Annotated in this window: 20 protein-coding genes and 1 tRNA gene; 13 read left to right on the top strand and 8 right to left on the bottom strand. The window is 70.7% G+C overall.

Going from position 1 to position 21,164, the window contains the following annotated elements:
- Positions 1-30: 30 nt before the first annotated feature.
- The 3 genes from cgtA to rplU form a co-directional block, all read right to left on the bottom strand.
- On the bottom strand, positions 31-1,221 hold the full coding sequence (cgtA, locus tag SCI24_RS06050; protein ID WP_318724523.1) for an Obg family GTPase CgtA: 1,191 nt from the start codon (positions 1,219-1,221) through the stop codon (positions 31-33).
- Positions 1,222-1,307: 86 nt separating this feature from the next.
- A complete protein-coding gene (gene rpmA / locus SCI24_RS06045) occupies positions 1,308-1,565 on the bottom strand; it encodes a 50S ribosomal protein L27 (RefSeq protein WP_040183062.1) in 258 nt (85 codons plus the stop codon).
- Positions 1,566-1,599: 34 nt separating this feature from the next.
- Positions 1,600-1,911: a 50S ribosomal protein L21 gene (gene rplU, locus SCI24_RS06040; RefSeq protein WP_040183063.1), complete on the bottom strand. Its 312-nt coding sequence runs from the start codon at positions 1,909-1,911 to the stop codon at positions 1,600-1,602.
- A 293-nt stretch (positions 1,912-2,204) separates the two neighbouring features.
- Between rplU and ispB the strand changes: the two genes are divergently transcribed.
- On the top strand, positions 2,205-3,212 hold the full coding sequence (gene ispB, locus SCI24_RS06035; RefSeq protein WP_318724522.1) for an octaprenyl diphosphate synthase: 1,008 nt from the start codon (positions 2,205-2,207) through the stop codon (positions 3,210-3,212).
- 92 nt (positions 3,213-3,304) lie between these two features.
- Positions 3,305-3,381: transfer RNA gene (locus SCI24_RS06030), tRNA-Pro, on the top strand.
- Between the two features lie 251 nt (positions 3,382-3,632).
- Here the strand turns inward: SCI24_RS06030 and SCI24_RS06025 are convergent.
- From SCI24_RS06025 to SCI24_RS06010, 4 genes are all read right to left on the bottom strand, one after another.
- Positions 3,633-4,085: a universal stress protein gene (locus tag SCI24_RS06025; RefSeq protein ID WP_318724521.1), complete on the bottom strand. Its 453-nt coding sequence runs from the start codon at positions 4,083-4,085 to the stop codon at positions 3,633-3,635.
- Positions 4,086-4,179: 94 nt separating this feature from the next.
- The gene (locus SCI24_RS06020) at positions 4,180-5,676 is read right to left on the bottom strand and encodes an SLC13 family permease (protein ID WP_318724520.1); all 1,497 of its coding nucleotides are present in this window, start codon (positions 5,674-5,676) and stop codon (positions 4,180-4,182) included.
- A gap of 49 nt (positions 5,677-5,725) precedes the next feature.
- The gene (locus SCI24_RS06015) at positions 5,726-7,300 is read right to left on the bottom strand and encodes a phospholipase D family protein (protein WP_318724519.1); all 1,575 of its coding nucleotides are present in this window, start codon (positions 7,298-7,300) and stop codon (positions 5,726-5,728) included.
- Positions 7,281-7,523, bottom strand: coding sequence for a hypothetical protein (locus tag SCI24_RS06010; protein WP_318724518.1), 243 nt, complete (start codon positions 7,521-7,523; stop codon positions 7,281-7,283). Before SCI24_RS06010 ends, SCI24_RS06015 begins: the two co-directional genes overlap by 20 nt.
- A gap of 115 nt (positions 7,524-7,638) precedes the next feature.
- Here SCI24_RS06010 and SCI24_RS06005 point away from each other — a divergent pair, with 115 nt between their 5' ends.
- A complete protein-coding gene (locus SCI24_RS06005) occupies positions 7,639-8,439 on the top strand; it encodes a TlpA disulfide reductase family protein (RefSeq protein ID WP_318724517.1) in 801 nt (266 codons plus the stop codon).
- 114 nt (positions 8,440-8,553) lie between these two features.
- Positions 8,554-11,502: an RNA polymerase-associated protein RapA gene (gene rapA / locus SCI24_RS06000; RefSeq protein WP_318724516.1), complete on the top strand. Its 2,949-nt coding sequence runs from the start codon at positions 8,554-8,556 to the stop codon at positions 11,500-11,502.
- Between the two features lie 143 nt (positions 11,503-11,645).
- Here rapA and SCI24_RS05995 read toward each other — a convergent pair whose 3' ends face one another.
- Positions 11,646-12,551, bottom strand: a complete 906-nt coding sequence (locus tag SCI24_RS05995) for a TIGR01777 family oxidoreductase (protein WP_318724515.1) — start codon at positions 12,549-12,551, stop codon at positions 11,646-11,648.
- Positions 12,552-12,656: 105 nt separating this feature from the next.
- Between SCI24_RS05995 and SCI24_RS05990 the strand changes: the two genes are divergently transcribed.
- The 9 genes from SCI24_RS05990 to SCI24_RS05950 form a co-directional block, all read left to right on the top strand.
- Entirely contained in the window at positions 12,657-13,715 is a 1,059-nt protein-coding gene (locus SCI24_RS05990) for an NAD(P)/FAD-dependent oxidoreductase (RefSeq protein ID WP_318724514.1), read from the top strand.
- 124 nt (positions 13,716-13,839) lie between these two features.
- Positions 13,840-14,754 (top strand): MerR family transcriptional regulator, encoded by a 915-nt coding sequence (locus SCI24_RS05985; protein ID WP_318724513.1) that lies wholly within the window; start codon positions 13,840-13,842, stop codon positions 14,752-14,754.
- Between the two features lie 13 nt (positions 14,755-14,767).
- Positions 14,768-16,186 (top strand): deoxyribodipyrimidine photo-lyase, encoded by a 1,419-nt coding sequence (phrB, locus tag SCI24_RS05980; protein ID WP_318724512.1) that lies wholly within the window; start codon positions 14,768-14,770, stop codon positions 16,184-16,186.
- A 27-nt stretch (positions 16,187-16,213) separates the two neighbouring features.
- On the top strand, positions 16,214-16,648 hold the full coding sequence (locus tag SCI24_RS05975) for a nuclear transport factor 2 family protein (protein WP_318724511.1): 435 nt from the start codon (positions 16,214-16,216) through the stop codon (positions 16,646-16,648).
- 25 nt (positions 16,649-16,673) lie between these two features.
- Positions 16,674-17,456: an SDR family NAD(P)-dependent oxidoreductase gene (locus SCI24_RS05970; RefSeq protein WP_318724510.1), complete on the top strand. Its 783-nt coding sequence runs from the start codon at positions 16,674-16,676 to the stop codon at positions 17,454-17,456.
- Positions 17,453-18,823: an NAD(P)/FAD-dependent oxidoreductase gene (locus SCI24_RS05965; RefSeq protein WP_318724509.1), complete on the top strand. Its 1,371-nt coding sequence runs from the start codon at positions 17,453-17,455 to the stop codon at positions 18,821-18,823. The genes SCI24_RS05970 and SCI24_RS05965 overlap by 4 nt, the downstream gene beginning before the upstream one ends.
- Complete coding sequence (locus tag SCI24_RS05960) at positions 18,820-19,599, top strand: DUF1365 domain-containing protein (RefSeq protein WP_318724508.1); 780 nt, start codon at positions 18,820-18,822, stop codon at positions 19,597-19,599. Before SCI24_RS05965 ends, SCI24_RS05960 begins: the two co-directional genes overlap by 4 nt.
- Entirely contained in the window at positions 19,596-20,864 is a 1,269-nt protein-coding gene (locus SCI24_RS05955) for a cyclopropane-fatty-acyl-phospholipid synthase family protein (RefSeq protein ID WP_318724507.1), read from the top strand. Before SCI24_RS05960 ends, SCI24_RS05955 begins: the two co-directional genes overlap by 4 nt.
- Positions 20,865-20,870: 6 nt before the next feature.
- On the top strand, positions 20,871-21,164 hold a 294-nt coding region (locus SCI24_RS05950; RefSeq protein WP_318724506.1), incomplete at its 3' end, for a DUF2878 family protein.

The following is a 21,164-nucleotide window of genomic DNA, read 5'->3' as shown; positions in this document are numbered from 1 at the left end:
ACGGGCACCCAGCTTGCGGATCGACCGCCCCTAGGGCGCGTACTCGACCTCGACATCGTAATCATCGTCATCGAAATCGTCGTCGTCATCCTCGTCGGTCGGCTTGCGCTTGCGGCCCAGGCGGGCCTCGGTGCGGGCCACCGCCTCGTCTTCCATGCGCGAGCGCATCTCGCGGGCACGCTCGGCGGCCTCCTCGTCCTCGTTCTCGAGGCGGCGCTGCTCGGTGAGCCAGCGGTAGGCGGCCTGCACCAGGGCATCGGTGCCGTCGCTGGAAATCGCCGAGATGCGGAACACCGGCCCCTCCCAGCCCAGATGACGGACGATCTCGTCGGCCACCGCCTCGCGCTCCTCGGCCGGCAGCAGGTCGAGCTTGTTGAGCACCAGCCAGCGAGGCAGCTCGGCCAGCGCCGGCGAGAACTCGCCCAGCTCGTGGATGATCGCCTCGGCGGCCTCCACCGGGTCGGACTCGTCGAAGGGCGCCACGTCGACCACGTGGAACAGCAGCCGGGTGCGGGTGAGGTGCTTGAGGAAACGCAGCCCCAGGCCGGCGCCGTCCGAGGCCCCCTCGATCAGGCCGGGCACGTCGGCCATCACGAAGTGCTCGTGCTGGCCGAGCTTCACCACGCCGAGGTTGGGCACCAGGGTGGTGAAGGGGTAGTTGGCGACCTTGGGCTTGGCCGCGGAAACCGAGCGGATCAGCGTCGACTTGCCGGCATTGGGCAGGCCCAGCAGGCCCACGTCGGCCATCACCTTCATCTCCAGGCGCAGGTTGCGGCGCTCGCCCTCGGTACCCGGTGTGGTGCGCCGTGGCGCGCGGTTGGTGGAGGACTTGAAGTGGATGTTGCCAAGCCCCCGGCGGCCGCCCTGGGCCACCAGCACCACCTGGCCGATCTCGGTGACGTCGGCGATCACCTCGAGGGTGTCCTCGTCGATCACCGTGGTGCCCACCGGTACCTTGACGTGCAGGTCCTCGCCGGCGCGCCCGCTCATCTGCCGGCCCATGCCGGGCTGGCCATTCTGCGCCTTGTAGAAGCGCTGGTACTTGAAGTCGATGAGGGTGTTGAGGGCATCGTCCCCGATCAGGTAGACGGTGCCGCCATGGCCCCCATCGCCGCCGTCGGGGCCGCCCTTGGGCACGTACTTCTCGCGCCGGAAGCTCAGGCAGCCATTGCCGCCCTTGCCGGCTTCCACGATGATCGAGGCTTCGTCGACGAACTGCATCTCTTACTCTCCTGACGGCCCATGCCGCCATGATACAAAGAAGGCCCCGCCTGGGCGGGGCCTTCTTGCTGCAAGCGTCAGGGGTCTCAGGCAGAGACGACACTGACGAACTTGCGGTTCTTCGGACCCTTGGTCTCGAACTTGACCACGCCCTCGTCCAGCGCGAACAGGGTATGGTCCTTGCCGATACCGACGCCAGTGCCGGCGTGGAACTTGGTGCCACGCTGACGGACGATGATGTTGCCCGGGTTGACGACCTGGCCGCCGAACAGCTTGACGCCGAGGCGTTTGGATTCGCTGTCGCGACCGTTACGGGTGGAACCCGCTGCCTTCTTGTGAGCCATTGCAAATACCTCGCTCGTTCAGGGGAACAGCCGCTTACGCGGAGATCCCGGTGATCTTGACTTCAGTGAACCACTGGCGGTGGCCCTGACGCTTCATGTGGTGCTTGCGACGACGGAACTTGATGATGGTGACCTTGTCGCCACGACCATGGGAGACGACCTCGGCCGCCACCTTGGCACCGTCGACCAGCGGGGCGCCAACGGTGACGTCCTCGTCGTTGCCCACCAGCAGGACCTCGTCGAACTCGATGGTGTCGCCGGTCGGCACTTCCAGCTTCTCGAGCTTGAGAGTCTGGCCTTCCTGAACGCGGTACTGCTTGCCACCGCTCTTGATAACTGCGTACATGCTTTTCTCTCCAGGACTCATCGGGTGTTGGCTCTTCATCGACCTGCTGCGAGTGGCGCCCCTTCCGGCAGCCATCTGACAGGGAGCGTGATGAGTGGGTCGCGGATTATAACCGCGGGCGCACGACCACACAACCCGTGGGCGACCCTCCCGGAGACGCGGCAGGCACCCCGGCCGAGGGCCCGCCAGCAGCGGCTTGACGCCCCCATGGGGGCCCCATAGCATGGCCGGCAACCCGATGCCAGAAGGGGCGCCCGCCGCCCCGGCCCCACCTACCCGTCGAAACCGCCTCCATGCCAGCGAACGCCTCACCGCCTCAGTCACCCCACCCCGCTCCCGCGTCGCCTCTCCATGCCGCGGTGGCCGATGACTTCCTCGCCGTGAACCGCACCATCATGGACCAGCTCGCCTCGCGCATCCCGCTGGTGGAGACCATCGGCCAGTACATCATCGAGAGCGGCGGCAAGCGGCTGCGCCCGCTGCTGGTGCTGCTGGCGGCGCGCTCGCTGGGCTATACGGGCGACCGGCACATCACCCTGGCGACCCTGGTCGAGTTCATGCACACCTCGACGCTGCTGCATGACGACGTGGTCGACGAGTCCCACATGCGCCGAGGCAAGGCCACGGCCAACGATGCCTGGGGCAACGCCCCCTCGGTGCTGGTGGGCGACTTCCTCTACTCCCGCTCCTTCCAGATGATGGTGGAGGTGGGCTCCATGCGCATCATGGACGTGCTCTCGCGGGCCACCTGCACCATCGCCGAGGGCGAGGTGCAGCAGCTCACCAACGTGGGCAACCCGGACACCGACGAGGCGGCCTATTTCGAGACCATCCAGGGCAAGACCGCCATGCTCTTCGAGGCGGCCTCCCACAGCGGCGCCATCCTCGCCGATGCCAGCCCCGAGCAGGAGGCGGCCCTGCAGTACTACGGCCGCTACCTGGGCCTGGCCTTCCAGCTGATCGACGACCTGCTCGACTACCAGGGCGACGCCGAGGCGATGGGCAAGAACGTGGGCGACGACCTGGCCGAGGGCAAGCCGACCCTGCCGCTGATCCAGGCCATGGCCGCCGGCACCCCCGCGCAGCGCGACCTGGTCCGCCGGGCCATCCGCCAGGGCGGCCTCGACCACCTGGACGAGGTGCTGACCATCGTGCGCGACACCGGCGCCCTGGACTACACCCGGGCCCGCGCCGAGGAGATGGCCGACAGGGCCCTGGCACAGCTCGACGCGCTGCCCGATAGCCCCTTCCGCGACAGCATGGCCCAGCTCGCCCGCCTGGCCGTCGACCGGCAGAACTGAGCGGTACAAAGCCGCTCGGGGGGCTTGCATGCCGGCAGGGCTTGCGTATAATGCGCTCCGTCGGTCAGCACAGACCCGACGCAAGAAAAATTCGGAGTATAGCTCAGCTTGGTAGAGCGCTGCCTTCGGGAGGCAGAGGTCGTAGGTTCGAATCCTGCTACTCCGACCAAGAACATTAGTAAAAACGGCCACTTAGCTCATCAGAGCGGTGGCCGTTTTTCGTTACGGAGTCTTCCTTCCCCGAGCCTGACGAGATAGGTGAAAGCCACCAAGGCTGCCTGGCCCGGCCGGCAGCGTCATTGGCCTGCACGTTGGCACGCACAACAAAAGCATTGAACAACAAGGCCTTGCGATCACTCGCAAGGCCTTGTTCGTTCCTGCCAGGGCACTGCCTCCCGAAGACAGGGGATTGTTTACACCTCAGGTCACGGTGATAACGCTGCAACCGGCGGTATGGCTGACCTTGTGGGAGACGCTGCCGAATACCATGCCGCGCACGTCGCTGACGCCGCGGCTGCCCATGACGATGGCATCGACCCCGAGCTCCTCGGCCTCGGCGGTGATCAGCTCCGCCGGGCGGCCCTGGCGGACCACCTCCTTGACGTCGATGCCGGCGAGGTCGACGGTGGCGCGCGCCTTGTCGATTACCTTGTGAGCCTCCTCCTTCATCCCGGCCGCCAGCTTCTCGCGCTCCTCCTCGGAGAAGGGTTCGGCGGTGCCACCGGTGAACAGGCCGATGTTGTCCGGCGGAAACTCGGCCACGGTCATCAGGTGCAGGACGGCGGACGTCCCCTTCGCCAGCTGGGCGGCCACCTGGAGCGCCTTCTCGGCATGGCTGGAACCGTCGACGGGAACGAGGATTGACTGGTACATGATATCTGCCCTTTCAGTGACCTACCGGGATACCCCGCGGCACCCCTCCTGAATTCTAGCCTAGACGCTGACGGCGATCCGGCAATGTCCTGGATCAAACGCTCCAGCCGAAACCCAGCACCGGCATGGCCAGGCCAAACACCACCAGGGTGATGACCAGGATCGCCGCCAGGCTCACCAGGGCCCCGGCGCGCATCATCTCCGCCACGCTCAGCCGGCCGCTGCCGAAGACCACGGCATTCGGCGGGGTCGCCACCGGCAGCATGAAGGCGCAGCTCGCCGCCATGGCCACCGGCACCGAGAGCAGCAGCGGGCTGGCCCCGAGGCTCACGGTCAGCGCGGCGGTCAGCGGCAGGATCGCCGCCGCGGTGGCGGTATTGCTGGTCACGTGGCTCATCAGCATCACCACCACCACGACCATCGCCACCAGCCCCCAGGTCGGCCAGGCACCGAAGGCCCCCAGCCCCTCGGCCACCGCCGCGGCCAGGCCGCTGCCCTCGATCGCCGTGCCCAGGCTGAGCCCGCCGCCAACCAGCACCAGTACCCCCCAGGGCAGTTGACGGGCGCTCTCCCAGTCCATCAGGAACTGGCGCTGCCGCCAGCGGGCCGGCACCACGAACAGCAGCAGGGCCCCGATCACGGCGATGCCGGCATCGCTGAGCGGCACCCGCAGCCAGGACTCCAGCAGCGGCCGGGTGACCCAGGCCAGGGCGACGAGGGCGAAGACCCCCGCCACGCGCTGCTCGGGGCGGCTCATGCGCCCCAGGTCCTCGGCCTGGTCGCGCAGCATCTGCGCCACCCCGGGCAGCTCGTCGTGGCTCACCGGGTAGACCCAACGGGTCAGCAGCCACCAGGCCAGCACCAGCAGCAGCAGGGCGGGGGGCACCGCCACCAGCATCCACTGGGCGAAGCCGATCTCGATGCCGTAGTTGTCGGCCATGAAGCCGGCCAGCAGCGCGTTGGGGGGCGTGCCGATCAGGGTGCCCATGCCGCCGATATTGGCGGCCAGGGCGATCCCCAGCAGCAGCGTCAGGGCCATGTGATGGCTGGCGCCCTCGCCGCCCTCCCGTTCCAGCATGGACAGCACCGAGATGCCGATGGGCACCATCAGCGCCGCGGTGGCGGTATTGCTGACCCACATGCTCAGCGCCGCCGTGGCGACCATGAAGCCGCCCACCAGCCGGTCCGGACGCAACCCGGAGACGCGCAGCACCAGCATGGCGATGCGCCGATGCAGGCTCCAGCGCTGGATCGCCTCGGCCAGCAGGAAGCCCCCGAGAAAGAGGAAGATCAGCGGATTGGCATAGGGCGCCGCTACCTGGTCGATGGGCGCCACCCCCATGAGCGGCAGCACGGCCACCGGCAGCAGGGCGGTGACCGCGATGGGCACCGGCTCCAGCACCCACCAGATCGCCATCCAGGCGGTCAGCGCCACCACCTGCCAGGCCGCCGGCGGCATCTGCGCCGGCGCCTCCATCAGCGCCAGCAGCAGGAAGGCCAGCGGCCCCAGCGCCAGCCCCAGCGGGACCTTGAGACGCGCCAGGCGTGACGGCGGAACCTCCTGGGCATCCGCGGAGATCGAGTCGGTCATGGTTCCTCCCTATAATCGGCTGTCCCAGCATACACGGGGACGACTGGCCTCAGAGCCAGGGCTCCAGCCCCAGCACGCCGCTGAGCCAGGCGAGCAGACGCGCGCCCGCGGAGCCCGGTTCACGGTCGAGGTGGACCGGGCGGCCATCGATCAGCGTCAGCCAGTGCAGCCGTCCCCGGGCATCGAGCTCGAGGGCATAGCTCTGCTGGGGGCTCGCCCCCTCGGCCACGAACGCCATGAAGTCGTCGAACAGCGCCTCGCTCTCGGCCAGCACCCCCACCTCGGTGTTCCACCACACCGATCGGGGATCGGCATTGGCCGAGCCCACGAAGAGCCGGTCCTGGTCGATCCCCAGTGCCTTGATGTGCAGCACCGAGGCGGAGCTGCCGAGATGCTCGTCGCGCGGGTCGGTGCCCGCCTGGAGGTCACCGCGAAGCTCGAAGAGCGCCACGCCACTCGCCAGCAGCTGTGCCCGGTAGGGCGCGTAGGCGCCGTGGACGACCGGGACGTCGGAGGCCTCCAGGGAGTTGGTCACCACCTTCACCTCGATGCCCGCCTCGGCGAGGGCCTGCAGCCGACGGCTGCCCGCCTCGGTGGGCACGAAGTAGCCGGAGACCAGCAGCAGCCGCGACTCGGGGGCGACCCGGCGCGCCAGCTGGCCGGCCATGGTCTCGGCCAGCGGCGGGCGGCCGCGGCGCGCCGGCTTGCCGGGCGGGTCCCAGAGGGCCTCGGCCTCCCCCCAGTGCAGGGCATCGGCCAGCCGGCTACGGGAGCGGCTCTCGTAGCGCTCGCGCAGGGCGCGGAAGTAGCTCGAGTCGGATCGCGCCTCGAGCCAGGCGGCCAGGTCGTCGCGCAGCCCCTGCCAGGCGTCGGGGGCGGACCGGCGATAGCGGCCGATGGGCTGGGCCAGGCCATGGTTCCAGTAGAGGTCGAAGCTGCGCGACAGCGGCTCCATCACCGGGCCCATGACCAGCAGGTCAAGGTCGGCGAAGTTACGCGGGGAGTTCGCGTTGTAGTACTCGTCGCCAAGGTTGCGCCCGCCGACGATGCCCAGGGCGTTGTCGGCGAGCCACAGCTTGTTGTGCATGCGCCGATGCTGACGGCCGGCCACCGGCAGCGAGGCCAGCACCCGGGTGGCCAGGTGGCCTCGCCCCAGCGGGAGGGCGTTGTAGACCCGCACCTGGATGCGGGGGTGGCTGTCCAGGGCGGCCAGGCGCGCATCCTGTCCGACGGCGCCAATATCGTCGAGCAGCAGCCTCACCGTCACGCCGCGCTCGGCGGCCTCCAGCACCCGGTGCAGCAGGGCTCGGGTGGTGATGCCGTCACCCATCAGGTAGGTCTGGATGTCCAGGCGCCGCTCGGCCCGGGCGGCGAGCAGCGAGCGCACGGCAAAGGCATCGCGGCCGTCGGCGAGCAGCGCCAGGCCGTTCAGGCCCTCGTGGGGCCCGGCCTGGTCGAGGGTCCAGCGGCCCAGGCTGGTGGAGGCGACTGCCTCGGGGGCCAGGGCGGTGGTGTGCTCCCGGGCGACCGGGGAGGCGGCACAGCCGGCAAGCAGCAGGGCCAGCGCCAGCAGACCGCCCCGCCACAGGCGCCCTGTCGCCCGCTCAGTCCGCACCGCCGTCATCGTCGGCCAGGCGCCTCGCCATGGCCTTGCGCGCCTGGTTGCGGCGGTAGAGGCGCACCAGGGCGATCCACAGGGCGGCCGCCACCATGGCCGCCAGGGTCCAGCCCTGCCAGGGGCGCGCGGCATCCCCCATCAGGGTCTCAAGGGTGATGATCAGGATGAAGCCCGTCGCCTGGCTGGCGATCGCCAGGGCGCGCAGGGTATCGAAGGCCGGTCGTGCCATGAGTGCTCCCGCTGGATGACAGCCCTGCCCGCCGGCAGTAGGCTTGGCGAAACGAACCCGCCCAGTGTACCCGCTGCGGCGCCCGCCGCCGACCTCTCGGAGTCACCGCCACGACATGGATGCCATCGCCCTGGGGCCCGTCCTGATCGCGCTGCCGCGCCTCTATGCCTTCTTTGCCGCCCTGGTGCTGCTGGCCGCCAGCGCCTTCCTCCTCGGCCTGCCCCGGGGCCGCCATGCCCGCTGGTTCAACGGCCTGCTGCTGGCCTGGCTGGTCGGCGCCCGCCTGGGGCACGGACTGATGAACCTGGGTGCCTATGCCGAGGCGCCGCTGGACATCCTCAAGCTCTGGCAGCCCGGCTACCATGGCCTCTGGGGCCTGCTGGCCGCGCTGGGCTGGACCGCCTGGTCGCTGCGCGACCGGCTGGGGGCGATGCTGGGCGGCATGGGCCTGGCGCTGGGCGCCTCGCTGCTGTGGCTGACGCTGGTCACCCTGGCCCCGCTGGGCGGCGGCATGGCCCTGCGCGAGCTGCCCGACCTCGCCCTGGAGAACCTCGAGGGCGAGGAGGTGAACCTGGCCTCACTGTCCGGCGAGCGGGTGGTGGTCAACCTCTGGGCCACCTGGTGCCCGCCCTGCCGTCGCGAGATGCCGCTGCTGGCCGAGGCCGACGCCCGGGAGGGGGTCACCGTGGTGATCGTCAACCAGGGCGAGGAGCTGCTGCAGGTGGTGCGCTACCTCGACGATCAGGGCCTCGACTTCGGCCATGCCCTGCTCGACCCGCGCCAGCGGCTGATGGTGCTGACCGAGTCGCCGGGCCTGCCCACGACCCTGCTCTTCGACGGCGAAGGGCGCGCCCTGGAGCAGCACGTGGGGGAGCTCACCCGCGCGCGGCTGTCGACCTGGCTGGAGGAGCGCTGATCGGCGCGAGTGCTTAAGCCGCGCCTGGCTTTGCTGTAAGATACCGCGCCCTGTCGCCGCCGGGCCGGGTGTGGCCAGCGGCACCGAACCGATCCCAAGCATCCCCGAGGCACCATGAGCGACTTCTCTCCCGGCCAGCGCTGGATCAGCGACGGCGAGGCCGAACTCGGCCTGGGCACCATCCTCAACGTCGACGCCCGCAGCGTCACCGTGCTCTTCGGCGCCAGTCAGGAAACCCGCACCTACAGCAGCCGCAATGCCCCCCTGACCCGGGTGGCCTTCGGCAGCGGCGACCGCATCCAGTCCGCCGAGGGCTGGCAGATGACCGTCGACGACAGCAAGGAGGTCGACGGCCTGATCGTCTACATCGGCGAGGACGACGCCGGCGAGCTCACCGAGTTGCCCGAGGCGCGGCTCGCCGACACCATGCAGTTCGACCAGGCCCGCGACCGCCTGCTTACCGGCCAGGTCGACCGCAACGACTGGTTCGACCTGCGCTTTCGCACCCTGCACCACTTCCACCGCATCGAGCAGAACCCGGCGCTGGGCCTTGCCGGCCCGCGCATCGACCTGATCCCCCACCAGCTCTACATCGCCGACGAGGTGGCCCGTCGCCACGCGCCGCGAGTGCTGCTGGCCGACGAGGTGGGGCTGGGCAAGACCATCGAGGCGGGGCTGATCCTGCATCGCCTGCTGCTCACCGGCCGCGCCGAGCGGGCGCTGATCCTGGTGCCGGCGAGCCTGACCCACCAGTGGCTGGTGGAGCTGCTGCGCCGCTTCGCCCTCGAGGTCACCCTGCTCGACGAGCAGCAGAGCCAGGCCCACGGCGAGGGGAATCCCTTCGAGGCCGGCCAGCTGGTGCTGGCCAGCCAGGACTGGCTGTTCGCCAACCCCCACCGCCAGCAGCAGGCGCTGGCCTGCGACTGGGACCTGCTGATCGTCGACGAGGCCCACCACCTGGACTGGAGCCCGGCGCAGAGCGGCCCCGGCTATGCCTGCGTGGGGCGCCTGGCCGCCCAGGTGCCCGGCATCCTGCTGCTTACCGCCACCCCGGAGCAGATGGGCCTCGAAAGCCACTTCGCCCGGCTGCGCCTGCTCGACCCGGATCGCTACCACAGCCTCGAGGCCTTCCGCGAGGAGGAGCAGCACTACGTGGAGGTGGCCGAGGCGATCGACGCCCTGGAGCGCCTGCCGGGCGAGGCCGCCGACCGCGAGCGCGTCGCCGCGGTGATCGCCGAGCCCGACAGCCTGGCCCTGCTCGACACCCTGTCCGACCCCGAACGCGGGGAGGACCAGCACGCCGCCGCCCGCGACCAGCTGCGCGACCAGCTGCTGGACCGCCACGGCACCGGCCGGGTGATGTTCCGCAACAGCCGCCGCCATGTGGGCGGCTTCCCCGAGCGCCGCCTGCACGTCGCGGAACTCGAGGCGCCCTCCTCCTACCGCCGGGTGCTGCGCCGCCTGGCGCGCGACGAGGACTACCTGGACGAGCTGCTGATCGAGACCGGCCTCGACCATCCCGAGGTGCTGATCTACCCGGATGCCATGTACCGGGCGCTGTCCGACGACCCGCTCAACACCGAGCCCTGGTGGCAGTTCGACCCGCGGGTGACCTGGCTGCTGGAGCGCCTCGCCGACGACGGCGAGGGCGGCTTCGCCGATGACAAGGTGCTGGTGATCGCCCATGACCGCGAGACCGCGCTAGGCCTCGCCGAGGGGCTGCGGGTGCTGGGCGGCTACCAGGCCCCGGTGTTCCACGAGGGACTCTCGCTGGTGGAGCGCGACCGCGCCGCGGCGGCCTTCGCCGACCAGGAGGAGGGTTGCCAGGTGCTGGTCTGCTCGGAGATCGGCTCCGAGGGGCGCAACTTCCAGTTCTGCCGCCACCTGGTGATGTTCGACCTGCCGCTCCACCCCGACCAGCTCGAGCAGCGCATCGGCCGGCTCGACCGTATCGGCCAGCGCCACGCCATCGAGCTGCACGTGGCGGTCTTTGCCGGCAGCCCCGGCGAGAAGCTGCTGCGCTGGTACCACCAGGGCATGGATGCCTTCAGCGCGCCCCATGGCCTGGGCAGCGAGATCCATGCCGCCTTCGGCGACACCCTGGCCGACAGCCTGCTCGACGACGAGGCGCTCGAGGAGGTGATCGCGGAGACCCGGGCGCTGTTCGAGGCTCGCCTGGCCGAGCGCGACGCCGGCCGCAACCGCCTGCTGGAGCTCAACGCCTGCCGCGGTGATCGCGCCGAGGCGGTCATCGCGGCGATCCGCGAGCTCGATGCCGACAAGGCCCTGAGCCGCTACCTGGACCAGGCGCTGGACATCTTCGGCGTCGACGGCCAGGAACTGGGCGGCGGCATCCTGCACCTGCAGCCGAGCCCGCAGATGCTCGACGGCCTGCCGGGCCTGGTGAAGGGCGAGGAGGGCTTCTCCGCCACCTTCTCCCGCGCCCGGGCCCTGGCCCGGGACGACGTCCAGCGCCTCTCCTGGGAACATCCGCTGCTGCGCGAGATGATGGGCCGGATCCTCGACGGTCCCATGGGCAACACGGCACTGGCCCTGCTCAGGCATCCCGCGATTCCCGCCGGCCGCCTGATGGTCGAGCTGGTCTTCCGCACCCACTGCCCCGCGCCGAAGCGCCTGCACCTCAATCGCTTCCTGCCACCCACCGCGGTGCGCGTGCTGCTCGACGAGTCCGGCGCCAACCTGACCGACAAGATCTCCTTCACCGGCCTCTCCAAGGCGGTGCAGAAGGTCAAGAAGGCGGTGGCCCGGGACCTGATCAAGAGCCGCCACGACCGGCTGCGCGAGCTGCTCGACGGGGCCGAGGAAGAGGCCGAGCGGGAGCTGCCGAGCATCGTCGAGGCTGCCCAGGTCCGCATGCGGGCCGAGCTCGATGCCGAGCTCAGCCGCCTCGAGGCGCTCTCGCGGCTCAATCCCGCGGTTCGCGCCGACGAGCTCGAGGCGCTGCGCACCGAGCGCACCGAGCTGGACACCGCCATCGAGGGCGCCCGGCTGCGCCTGGACGCGGTGCGGGTCATCGTGACTGTAGGGGAAGAAACAAGGTAGACGGGGCTTTTCCGGCGACAGGCTTGCGAGGAGGCGCTGTGAACCCCTCCCTGGGCGCTACCGATGCCATCCCTGGCATAGGACCTCCTCTTCAGCCTGTCCCCGGCGCCCCTTAGCCGCTTGGCTGCTTGGCTGCTTGGCCGCTACCCCAAGATATCGGCCAGGGCCTTCTCCAGCGTCGGGAACCGGAACTCGAAGCCCGCCTCGAGAAGCCGGGCCGGGCGCATGTCGGCCCCGGTCAGCAGCAGCCGCGACATCTCGCCGAAGGCGGTCTCCAGGGCAATGGCCGGCACCGGCATCAGGGCGGGACGTCCCAGCTGCCTGGCCAGGGTGCGGGTGAACTCGGCATTGGTGACGGGGTGGGGCGCGCCGCCATTGAAGGGGCCCTCCAGGTCGTCGCGCTCGATCAGGAAGAGGATCGCGCGGACCAGGTCCTCGCGGTGGACCCAGGGCATGAACTGCTTGCCGTCGCCGAAGCGACCGCCCAGCCCCAGCTTGAAGGGCGGCAGCATCTTCTGCAGGCTGCCGCCGCCGGCATCGAGCACCAGGCCGATGCGCAGCAGGGCCACGCGCACGCCGAAGTCCGCCGCCTCCCGGGCGGTGTCCTCCCAGCGCTTGCAGAGGCGGTGGGCGAACTCGTCATGGGGTGGGGTCTCTTCGGTGACCTCGCGATCGCCCTGGTCGCCGTAGTAACCCATCGCCGAGGCCGAGACCAACACCCGGGGGGTCCGGCCCTGGCTGGCCTGGAGCTGCTCGCAGAGCATCACCAGGTCACCGGTGATGTTGACCCGGGAATCGATCAGGCGCTTCTTCTGGTTGTCGCTCCAGCGCCGGGCGGCGATCGACTCGCCGGCCAGGTTGACGATGGCGTCCGGCGGGGTATCGACGAAGTCCAGCACCGAACGGCGGATGTCGCAGCCCTCCGGCAGGCGGTCGCGTACCTGCTCCGGCTCCCGCGACACCACCAGCAGGCGATGCCCTGCCTCCTTCAGCCGCCGGCAGAGCCGCTGCCCGACGAAACCACTGCCGCCCGTGATCAGCACTCGCATCCGGAATCCCTCCCCATGCCATTCAGACAAGCCATCGTGAGTTATACAGCCGTTGTACACTTCTGCTAGTCTAGCGATGAACGCCGTTGACTGCACGAGATGACCATGTCCCAGCCCCCCGTTTCCACCGCCATCATCGGCGCCGGCATCGCCGGCCTCGCCTGTGGGCAGGCCCTGAGCGCGGCCGGCCTGCCGGTGCACCTGTTCGACAAGGGCCGTGGCCCCGGGGGACGCATGTCCAGCCGGCGCCTGCCGGGCGCCGTGGTCGACCTGGGCGCCCAGTTCTTCAGCGTGCGCGACCCGGCCTTTCGTCGCCGGGTCACCGCCTGGCGAGAGGCAGGCCATGTCGCCAGCTGGCCCGAGACCCTCTGGCAGGTAAACGAGACGGGCTGGCAGCCTCACCGGGACGACGTCGAGCGCTTCATCGGCACCCCGCGCATGAGTGCCGTGACCCGCCGGCTGGCCGAGGGGCTCGAGGTCACCTCCGGCACGCGCATCGAACGCCTCGAATCCCATGACGGCCAGTGGTGGCTGCTGGACCAGCACCGCCAGCGCCATGGCCCCTACGCGCGGGTGGTGATCGCCGTCCCGACGCCCCAGGCCGCGACGCTGCTGGCCGGCCACGAGACGGCCCTGGCCGAGGCCTGCGAGGCGGTGATCCAGCGCCCCTGCTGGACGGCCTGGGCGCGTTTCGATACGCCGCTGCCCTCCCTGCCGGGCGTCGACGACGACTGGCAGGCGGTGCGCCTGGCTCCCGGCCAGGAGCGGGCGCCGGCCGCCGATCCGCTGCGTTTCGTCAGCCGCAACGACCACAAGCCCGGCCGCCACGGCCAGGGCGAGAGCCTCAGCCTGCTGGCGCGCCTGGAGTGGAGCGAGGCCCACCTCGAGCGCGATGCCGAGGCCGTGGCCCGGGCACTGCTCGACGCCTTCCGCGAGTGCCTGCCGCGCGGTGTCGCGCTGCCGAAGCCCACTGACCTGGGGGCCCATCTCTGGCGCTACGCCCAGCCGGATGTCTTCGCCGCGGGCGAGGCCGTCAACCTCGACTACCGGCGCTCGTCCGCGGGACTGGCACTCTGCGGCGACGGCTGGCGCGGGCCGCGGGTGGAGGATGCCTGGCTCTCCGGCCACCACCTCGGCGAGGCCCTGGCGGCCGACGCTCCCTGACCCCATCGCGACTGGAGATTTCCATGTCTCATGCCCCGATCCTGCTCGCCCACGGCTCCAGCAACCCGCACTGGCGAGCGCCCTTCCCACACGGCACCGAGCAGGCAAGGGAGTCGGCACGCTCATGAATGACGAGGCAAGGCGTCCGGCCGACACCCCGCTCTACCCGATCCGCGAGGTCTCCCGGCTGACCGGGGTGAACTCCGTCACCCTGCGCGCCTGGGAGCGCCGCTACGGCCTGATCAAGCCGCAGCGAACACCCAAGGGGCACCGCCTCTATGCCCGCGAGGACATCGAGCGCGTCGAGCGCATCCTGCAATGGCTGAATCGCGGGGTGCCGGTCAGCCAGGTGCGCGAGCTGCTCGACCAGCCGGAGAGCGCGGAGGCCCCCGCGCCGGCGGCCGGCGACTGGCCCGGCCAGCGCCGCCTGCTGGTCAGCGCCGTGCAGGCGCTGGACCTGACGCGCCTGGAGGAGCTGTTCAACCAGTCGCTGGCGCTCTACCCGGTACCCACCTGCCTGGACGAGCTCTGGCAGCCGGTGGTCCGACAGCTCGAGGAGGGCTGGGGGGAACAGCTCGGCGACGTGCTGCAGCGCCGCACCCTGGAGGCCTTCCTGCGCACCCGCATCGGCACCCGGCTGCTGCATGCCAACCGGCTGGGCAGGGGCCCGACCCTGCTGGTCGCCCCCCTGCCCGACGACCCCTCCCCGCTCTGGGTGCTGCTCACGGCCCTGGCCGCCAGCGACCGCGGCTATCGGGTGCAGCTCTTCGATGCCCCGCTGCCCTGCAGCGAGCTGCCGCTGGCGGTGGAGCGCTTCCAGGCGGCGGCCCTGCTGCTGGCCAGCGGCAAGGCCGAGAAGGCCGAGCTGGTGCGGCGCCAGCTGCCACGCCTGGCCGAGCAGCTCGAGGTGCCGCTGATGGCCTGCGGCCCCATGGCCCGCATCCGCGAGGCCGACCTGCAGGAGACCCGCGTGGAGCTGCTGGGCGATGACCTTGGCGAGGCCATGGAGCGCCTCCAGACCCGCCTGCCCGTGCGCTGAACCGGAGCCGCCCATGACCCGCCCCGTGATCGTCTGGTTCCGCAGCGACCTGCGCCTCCAGGACAACACCGCCCTGGCCGCGGCCGCCCGCCAGGGCCCCGTGGTCGCCGTCTTCCTGCGCAGCCTCCCCCACTGGCAGCGCCACGGCCATGGTGCCAACAAGCTCGATTTCTGGGGGCGCGGCGTGGCCGCCCTGCGCGACAGCCTGGACGGCCTGGGGATCCCGCTGCTGCACCGCGACATCGATGACTTCGGCGAGGCGCCGGCGGCCCTGCTGGCCATCGCCCGGGAGACCGGCGCCGCCGCCCTGCACTTCAACCGCGAATACCCGGTGGACGAGCTGGCCCGCGATGCCGCGGTGATCGAGGCCTTCGACGCGGCGGGCCTCACCGCCACCGGCCACCATGACGCCGTGGCCTTCGCACCAGGCGAGCTGCTCACCGGCAAGGGCGACTACTACGGCGTCTTCACCCCCTTCGCCAGGGCCTGGCACCGTCAGCTGACGCCGGAGCGGATCGCCCTGCGCGACGCCCCGCCGCCCCAGGCGCCCATCGGCATCGCCTCCGACCCGCTGCCCGGGTTGCCCGAGCTTTCGGACACGCCGATCGATGGCCGCACCTGGCCGGCCGGGGAAGACCCTGCCGCCGACCGCCTGGAGCGATTCCTGCGCTTCCGGGGACGCCACTACGCCGCGCAGCGGGACTTCCCGGCGATCCGCGGCACCAGCGAGCTCTCGCCCTACCTGGCGCTGGGCATGATCTCCCACCGCCAGTGCCTGCAGGCGGTGCTGGCCGAGAACGACGGCACCCTGGCCGAGGGCGACGCCGGGCTCACGGCCTGGGTCAACGAGCTGGTATGGCGGGAATTCTACCGCCACGTGGCCGTCGGCTTCCCGCGGGTCTGTCGCCATCGCCCCTTCCAGCGCCACACCGAGGGGCTCGCCTGGCGCGACGACGAGGCCGCCTTCGACGCCTGGTGCGAGGGACGCACCGGCTACCCCATCGTCGATGCCGCCATGCGCCAGCTCGTCACCACCGGCTGGATGCACAACCGCCTGCGCATGGTCACCGCCATGTTCCTCGCCAAGCACCTGCTGATCGACTGGCGTCGCGGCGAGGCCTTCTTCCTGCGCCACCTGGTGGACGGCGAGTTCTGCGCCAACAACGGCGGCTGGCAGTGGGCCGCCTCCACCGGCACCGATGCCGCCCCCTACTTCCGCATCTTCAACCCCACGACCCAATCGACGCGCTTCGACCCCGACGGCCGCTTCCTCGCCGATTGGCTGCCGGCGCTGGCCGACCTGCCGGCGAAGGCCCGCCATGCCCCCTCGCAGGACCTGCTGGGCGGGGTCGACTACCCGGCCCCGATCGTCGACCACCGGGCCGCCCGGGCCCGCGCCCTGGAGGCCTTCAAGGCCCTGAACGCGGCATAACCACCACCCGACACCGGAGACCCTGCCATGCGCCAGGCACCCGACCTGGAGGCCTTCTGCGCCTTCTTCAATAAACTGGACAAGACCTGTACAAGGAAGCTATACGAGGTATACACTGACGACGTCGACTTCATCGACCCGCTGCACCATATCAGCGGTCGGGAGGCGCTGGAGGCCTACTTTCGCACCCTGTACGACAACGTGACATCGTGTCGCTTCACTTTTCACGAGACGCTGCAACGGCACGACACGGCGTTCGTCACCTGGACGATGTACCTGGTGCATCCCCGCCTCGACGGCGGGCGCGAGGTGGAAGTCGAAGGCTGCTCGCACCTGCGCTTCGCAGACGACGGCCGGGTGGCCAGGCACCGCGACTACTTCGATGCCGGCGCCCTGCTCTACGAGCGCCTGCCCCTGCTGGGGGGCGCGATACGACTGGTGAAGCGACAACTGGGCCGCTGACGGCCACCGAGAACGGGGAGAGACCATGACCACAGCGAGTGACAGGCAGCGCATCTGGTTGACCGGGGCCACCTCGGGCATCGGCCGCGCCCTGGCCGAGCGCCTGCTCGACGAGGGGCACCGGGTGGCGCTCAGCGCTCGCAGCGAACCGGCGCTGCACGAGCTCGCCGCCGGTCGCGACAACGCCCTGCTGCTGCCCCTGGACGTGGCCGACCGCCAGGCCGTGCGCCTGGCCGGCGAGCGGCTGGGCGCGGCATTCGGCGGCCTGGACCTGGTGATCCTCAATGCCGGGACCTGCGAGTACCTGGACGCCCGCGACTTCGATGTCGACCTGGTCGAGCGGGTCTTCGCCCCCAACTTCTTCGGTGCCGTCTACGGCGTCGAGGCCGCCCTGCCCCTGCTGCGCCGGGCCCGTGCCGAGGGTGGGCGCCCGCTGCTGGCCGCCACCTCCAGCGCCGCCGCCTACCTGCCGCTGCCCCGGGCCGAGGCCTACGGTGCCTCCAAGGCCGCGCTGAGCCACTTCCTGGAGTCGCTGCGCCTCGACCTGGACGCGGAAGGCATCGACGTGAGCCTGATCCACCCCGGCTTCGTCAAGACCCCGCTGACCGACCGCAACGACTTCGCCATGCCCCTGCGCGTGAGCGTCGACGAGGCCGCCACGGCGATCCTCGAAGGCCTCGCCAGGCGCCGCCTGGACATTAACTTCCCGCGACGCTTCACGCTGCTGGTGCGGCTGGCGGGCATCCTCCCCCCGGCCCTGCGCCATCGCCTGGGCCTGCGCATGACCCGCCAGGAGACCCGCCCATGACCGCCTCGTTCACCCCGTCCAAACCGCCGCGCGATGCCCGACGGAATGCCGCCCAGCGCATTGCCGTGATCGGCAGCGGCATCGGCGGCATGGCCGCCGCCTGGTACCTGTCGAGCCGCCATGAGGTGACGCTGTTCGAGGCCGCCGACCGCCTCGGCGGCCATACCGCCACCATGGACGTGGAGCTCGAGGGGCGCCACTACGCCATCGACACCGGCTTTATCGTCTTCAACGACTGGACCTACCCGCACTTCCAGCGGCTGCTGTCACGGCTGGGCGTGGCCAGCCAGCCCACGGAGATGAGCTTCTCGGTGCACGAGACGGCCCGCGACTTCGAATACAACGGCCACACCCTGGCGAGCCTCTTCGCCCAGCGCCGCAACCTGCTGCGGCCCAGCTTCCACCGCCTGCTGCGCGATATCCTGCGCTTCAACCGCGAGGCGACCCGGGCGCTGGAGGAGGGCCGGCTCGACCCCGCCATGACCCTGGGTGCCTGGCTGGATGCCAACGGCTTCGGCGACGACTTCCAGCACCACTACCTGCTGCCCATGGGCGCGGCGATCTGGTCGGCCAGCATCCGTGACCTGCGCGGCTTCCCGTTGCTGTTCTTCGTGCGCTTCTTCCGCCACCACGGCCTGCTGTCGGTCAACGACCGGCCCCAGTGGCACACCCTGGTGGGCGGCTCGCGCAGCTACATCCCGGCACTGACCGCACCCTGCGCCGGCCGCATCCACCTGGCCACCCCGGTACGCGGCATCCGCCGCCATGCCGACCGGGTCGAGGTGCGCACCGCGGGCGGCGTCCAGCTCTTCGACCAGGTGGTGCTGGCCTGCCACGCCGACCAGGCGCTGGCGATGCTCGACGATCCGAGCGCCGCCGAGCGCGAGATCCTCGGCGCCCTGCCCTACGCCGACAACGAGGTGGTGCTGCATACCGACACCCGGCTGCTGCCGCGCCGCCGGCGTGCCTGGGCGAGCTGGAACTACCGGCTGGATGGCCGCGGCGACGACGCCCGGGTCTCGGTGACCTACGACATGAACATCCTGCAGCGCATCAGCGCCCCGCACACCTTCTGCGTGACCCTCAACGACAGCGCCGCCATCGACCCCGCCAGGGTGCTGGGCCGCTATACTTATGCCCACCCCCAGTTCACCCTGGCCGGCCAGGCGGCCCAGGCCCGCCACGGCGAGATCTCCGGGCCCGAGCAGCGCACCCACTACTGCGGCGCCTACTGGCGCAACGGCTTCCACGAGGACGGGGTCTGGAGTGCGCTGCGTGTGGCCCGGGCCCTGGGCTGCGACGAGGACGACCGCCGCGAGGGTCCGTCACCCATGGCGGCCCCGGCCGCCGAGGAGCAGGTGGCATGATTCGCTCGCCGCGCTCACGCATCTACCGGGGGGCCCTGCGCCATCGCCGCTTCCTGCCACGGCCCCACGCCTTCGAGTATGGCCTGTGGATGGCCTGGATCGACCTCGACGAGCTCCCGGAGCTGTTCGACGGCGTGCCCGGCTTCAGCGCCCGGCGCCCGGCGCTGGCGCGCTTTCGCCGCGAGGACTACCTTGCCCCCCACGACCGTCCCCTCAAGCAGGCGGTGCGCGAGGAGCTGGAGCGCCAGCTGGGCAGCGCCCCGGACGGGCGAATCTGCGTGCTGACCCAGCTGCGCACCCTGGGGCTGGGCTTCAATCCGGTATCGCTCTACTACGCCTATGATGCCCGCGGCGAGCTGCGCGCGGTGCTCGGCGAGGTGAGCAACACGCCCTGGGGGGAGCGCACCCGCTATGCCTGTGCCGTGTCGCCTGGCCACCATGGCCATGTCGCCGAGTTCGACAAGGTCATGCATGTCTCGCCCTTCAACCCCATGGACATGACCTACCGCTGGCGCTTCGACACCCCGGGCGACGCCCTGTCGATGCACATGGAGAACTGGAAGGACGGAGAGCGCCACTTCGACGCCACCCTGACCCTGCAGGCCCGCCCGGCGACCCGCGGCGTGCTGCTGGCCACCCTGGCCCGCCAGCCGTGGATGAGCCTGAAGACCCTCGCCGGCATCCACTTCGAGGCGCTGCGACTCTGGCTCAAGCGCATTCCCGTCCATGACCACCCCGGCCAGAACCACCCTTCCCGTGAGGAGAGCTCGTCGTGAATACCCTTCGCTCCGCCACTGCCCGCCCCCTGGCGCCCGAGGGCGACCGTCTGACCCGCTGGCTCAAGCCCCGGGTACTGGCCCAGCTCGACCGCCTGGAGGGCGGCAACATCACCCTGATCGACGGCCACCAGCGCCACCAGCTGGGCCAGGGAGGGCCGCTGCGGGTCACCCTGGTGGTGCGCCACCACCGGGCCTGGAAGCGCCTGGCCCTGGGCGGCACCGTGGGGGCCGCCGAATCCTACATGGAGGGGGACTGGGATGCCGACGACCCGGTGGCCCTGGTGCGGCTGTTCGCCGCCAACCTGGAGCGGGTCAACGGCGAGATCGAGAACGGCCCGGCGCGCCTCGGGCGCTGGCTGCTCGGGGCCCTCTACGGCCTGCAGCGCAACAGCCTGCGCGGGTCGAAGCGCAACATCGCCGCCCACTATGATATCGGCAATGCGCTGTTCGCCACCTTCCTCGACCAGGAACACCGCATGTACTCCAGCGCGGTCTTCCCGCACCCCGAGGCGAGCCTGGAGGAGGCCTCGACCCACAAGCTCGACCTGATGCTCGAGAAGCTCGATGTCCAGCCCCATCACCACCTGCTGGAGATCGGCACCGGCTGGGGCGGGCTGGCCATCCATGCGGCGAAGACCCGCGGCTGCCGCGTGACCACCACCACCATCTCCGCGGAGCAGCACGCCTACACGGCACGGCGCATCGAGGAGGAGGGACTGGGCGAGCGCATCACCCTGCTCCAGCAGGACTACCGTGAGCTCGAGGGCCAGTACGACCGACTGATCTCGGTGGAGATGATCGAGGCGGTGGGCCACCAGTACCTGGGCACCTACCTGGCGACCCTGGACCGGCTGCTCACCGATGACGGCCAGGCCATGCTGCAGGCGATCACCATCCGCGACCAGCGCTACGAGGCGGCCAAGCGCGAGATGGACTTCATCAAGCGCTACATCTTCCCGGGGGGATTCCTGCCGTCGCACCGCGCCATCCTCGACGGCCTGACGCGCCACACCTCGCTCAACGTCATCGACCTGGACGAGATCGGCCTGCACTATGCCCGCACCCTGCGCGAGTGGCGCCACCGCTTCGAGGCCAGCCTCGAGACCGTCCGCCGGCTCGGCTACGACGAGCGCTTCATCCGCATGTGGCGCTACTACCTCTGCTACTGCGAGGGCGGCTTCCTGGAGCGCACCATCGGCACCTGCCATCTGCTGCTGGCCAAGCCCGGGGCCCGGCCGGCCCCGCTCACCGGGGCGGCGTGACCCGCGATGGCCATCCTGTCCGACGCCCCCGTGAAACTGCTGGCCAACCTGGCCGCCTTCCAGGCGGGCTGGTTCGCCTGCGTGCTGGGCGGCTCGCGGGTCGGCCTGCTGGCGGTCGCGCTGATCCTCACCCTGCACCTGGCCTGGCTGGCCCGTCCCGGGGAGTGGCGCTGGCTGGCGGGCTTCGCCGCGCTGGGGCTGGTGGTGGACGGCGGCCTGACGCTGGCCGGCGGCTTCGCCTTCGCCGAGGGGACGCCCCTGCTCGGGGGCATGCCGCCCTGGCTGTGGCTGCTCTGGCCC

Source organism: Halomonas sp. (assembly GCF_033549285.1).
In the GTDB taxonomy this organism is placed as follows: domain Bacteria; phylum Pseudomonadota; class Gammaproteobacteria; order Pseudomonadales; family Halomonadaceae; genus Halomonas.
Note: the sequence above shows the minus strand (reverse complement) of the source record. Positions and strands in the feature narration are given on the sequence as shown.

Coding starts and splice junctions, on each gene's coding strand:
- rpmA (WP_040183062.1), bottom strand. CDS start 1,565: ATGGCTCACAAGAAGGCAGCGGGTTCCACCCGTAACGGTCGCGACAGC.
- SCI24_RS06015 (WP_318724519.1), bottom strand. CDS start 7,300: ATGACGGCGGTGCGGACTGAGCGGGCGACAGGGCGCCTGTGGCGGGGC.
- SCI24_RS06025 (WP_318724521.1), bottom strand. CDS start 4,085: ATGTACCAGTCAATCCTCGTTCCCGTCGACGGTTCCAGCCATGCCGAG.
- rapA (WP_318724516.1), top strand. CDS start 8,554: ATGAGCGACTTCTCTCCCGGCCAGCGCTGGATCAGCGACGGCGAGGCC.
- rplU (WP_040183063.1), bottom strand. CDS start 1,911: ATGTACGCAGTTATCAAGAGCGGTGGCAAGCAGTACCGCGTTCAGGAA.
- cgtA (WP_318724523.1), bottom strand. CDS start 1,221: ATGCAGTTCGTCGACGAAGCCTCGATCATCGTGGAAGCCGGCAAGGGC.
- SCI24_RS05985 (WP_318724513.1), top strand. CDS start 13,840: ATGAATGACGAGGCAAGGCGTCCGGCCGACACCCCGCTCTACCCGATC.
- SCI24_RS05990 (WP_318724514.1), top strand. CDS start 12,657: ATGTCCCAGCCCCCCGTTTCCACCGCCATCATCGGCGCCGGCATCGCC.
- ispB (WP_318724522.1), top strand. CDS start 2,205: ATGCCAGCGAACGCCTCACCGCCTCAGTCACCCCACCCCGCTCCCGCG.
- SCI24_RS06010 (WP_318724518.1), bottom strand. CDS start 7,523: ATGGCACGACCGGCCTTCGATACCCTGCGCGCCCTGGCGATCGCCAGC.
- SCI24_RS05960 (WP_318724508.1), top strand. CDS start 18,820: ATGATTCGCTCGCCGCGCTCACGCATCTACCGGGGGGCCCTGCGCCAT.
- SCI24_RS05970 (WP_318724510.1), top strand. CDS start 16,674: ATGACCACAGCGAGTGACAGGCAGCGCATCTGGTTGACCGGGGCCACC.
- SCI24_RS05995 (WP_318724515.1), bottom strand. CDS start 12,551: ATGCGAGTGCTGATCACGGGCGGCAGTGGTTTCGTCGGGCAGCGGCTC.
- phrB (WP_318724512.1), top strand. CDS start 14,768: ATGACCCGCCCCGTGATCGTCTGGTTCCGCAGCGACCTGCGCCTCCAG.
- SCI24_RS05975 (WP_318724511.1), top strand. CDS start 16,214: ATGCGCCAGGCACCCGACCTGGAGGCCTTCTGCGCCTTCTTCAATAAA.
- SCI24_RS06020 (WP_318724520.1), bottom strand. CDS start 5,676: ATGACCGACTCGATCTCCGCGGATGCCCAGGAGGTTCCGCCGTCACGC.
- SCI24_RS06005 (WP_318724517.1), top strand. CDS start 7,639: ATGGATGCCATCGCCCTGGGGCCCGTCCTGATCGCGCTGCCGCGCCTC.
- SCI24_RS05965 (WP_318724509.1), top strand. CDS start 17,453: ATGACCGCCTCGTTCACCCCGTCCAAACCGCCGCGCGATGCCCGACGG.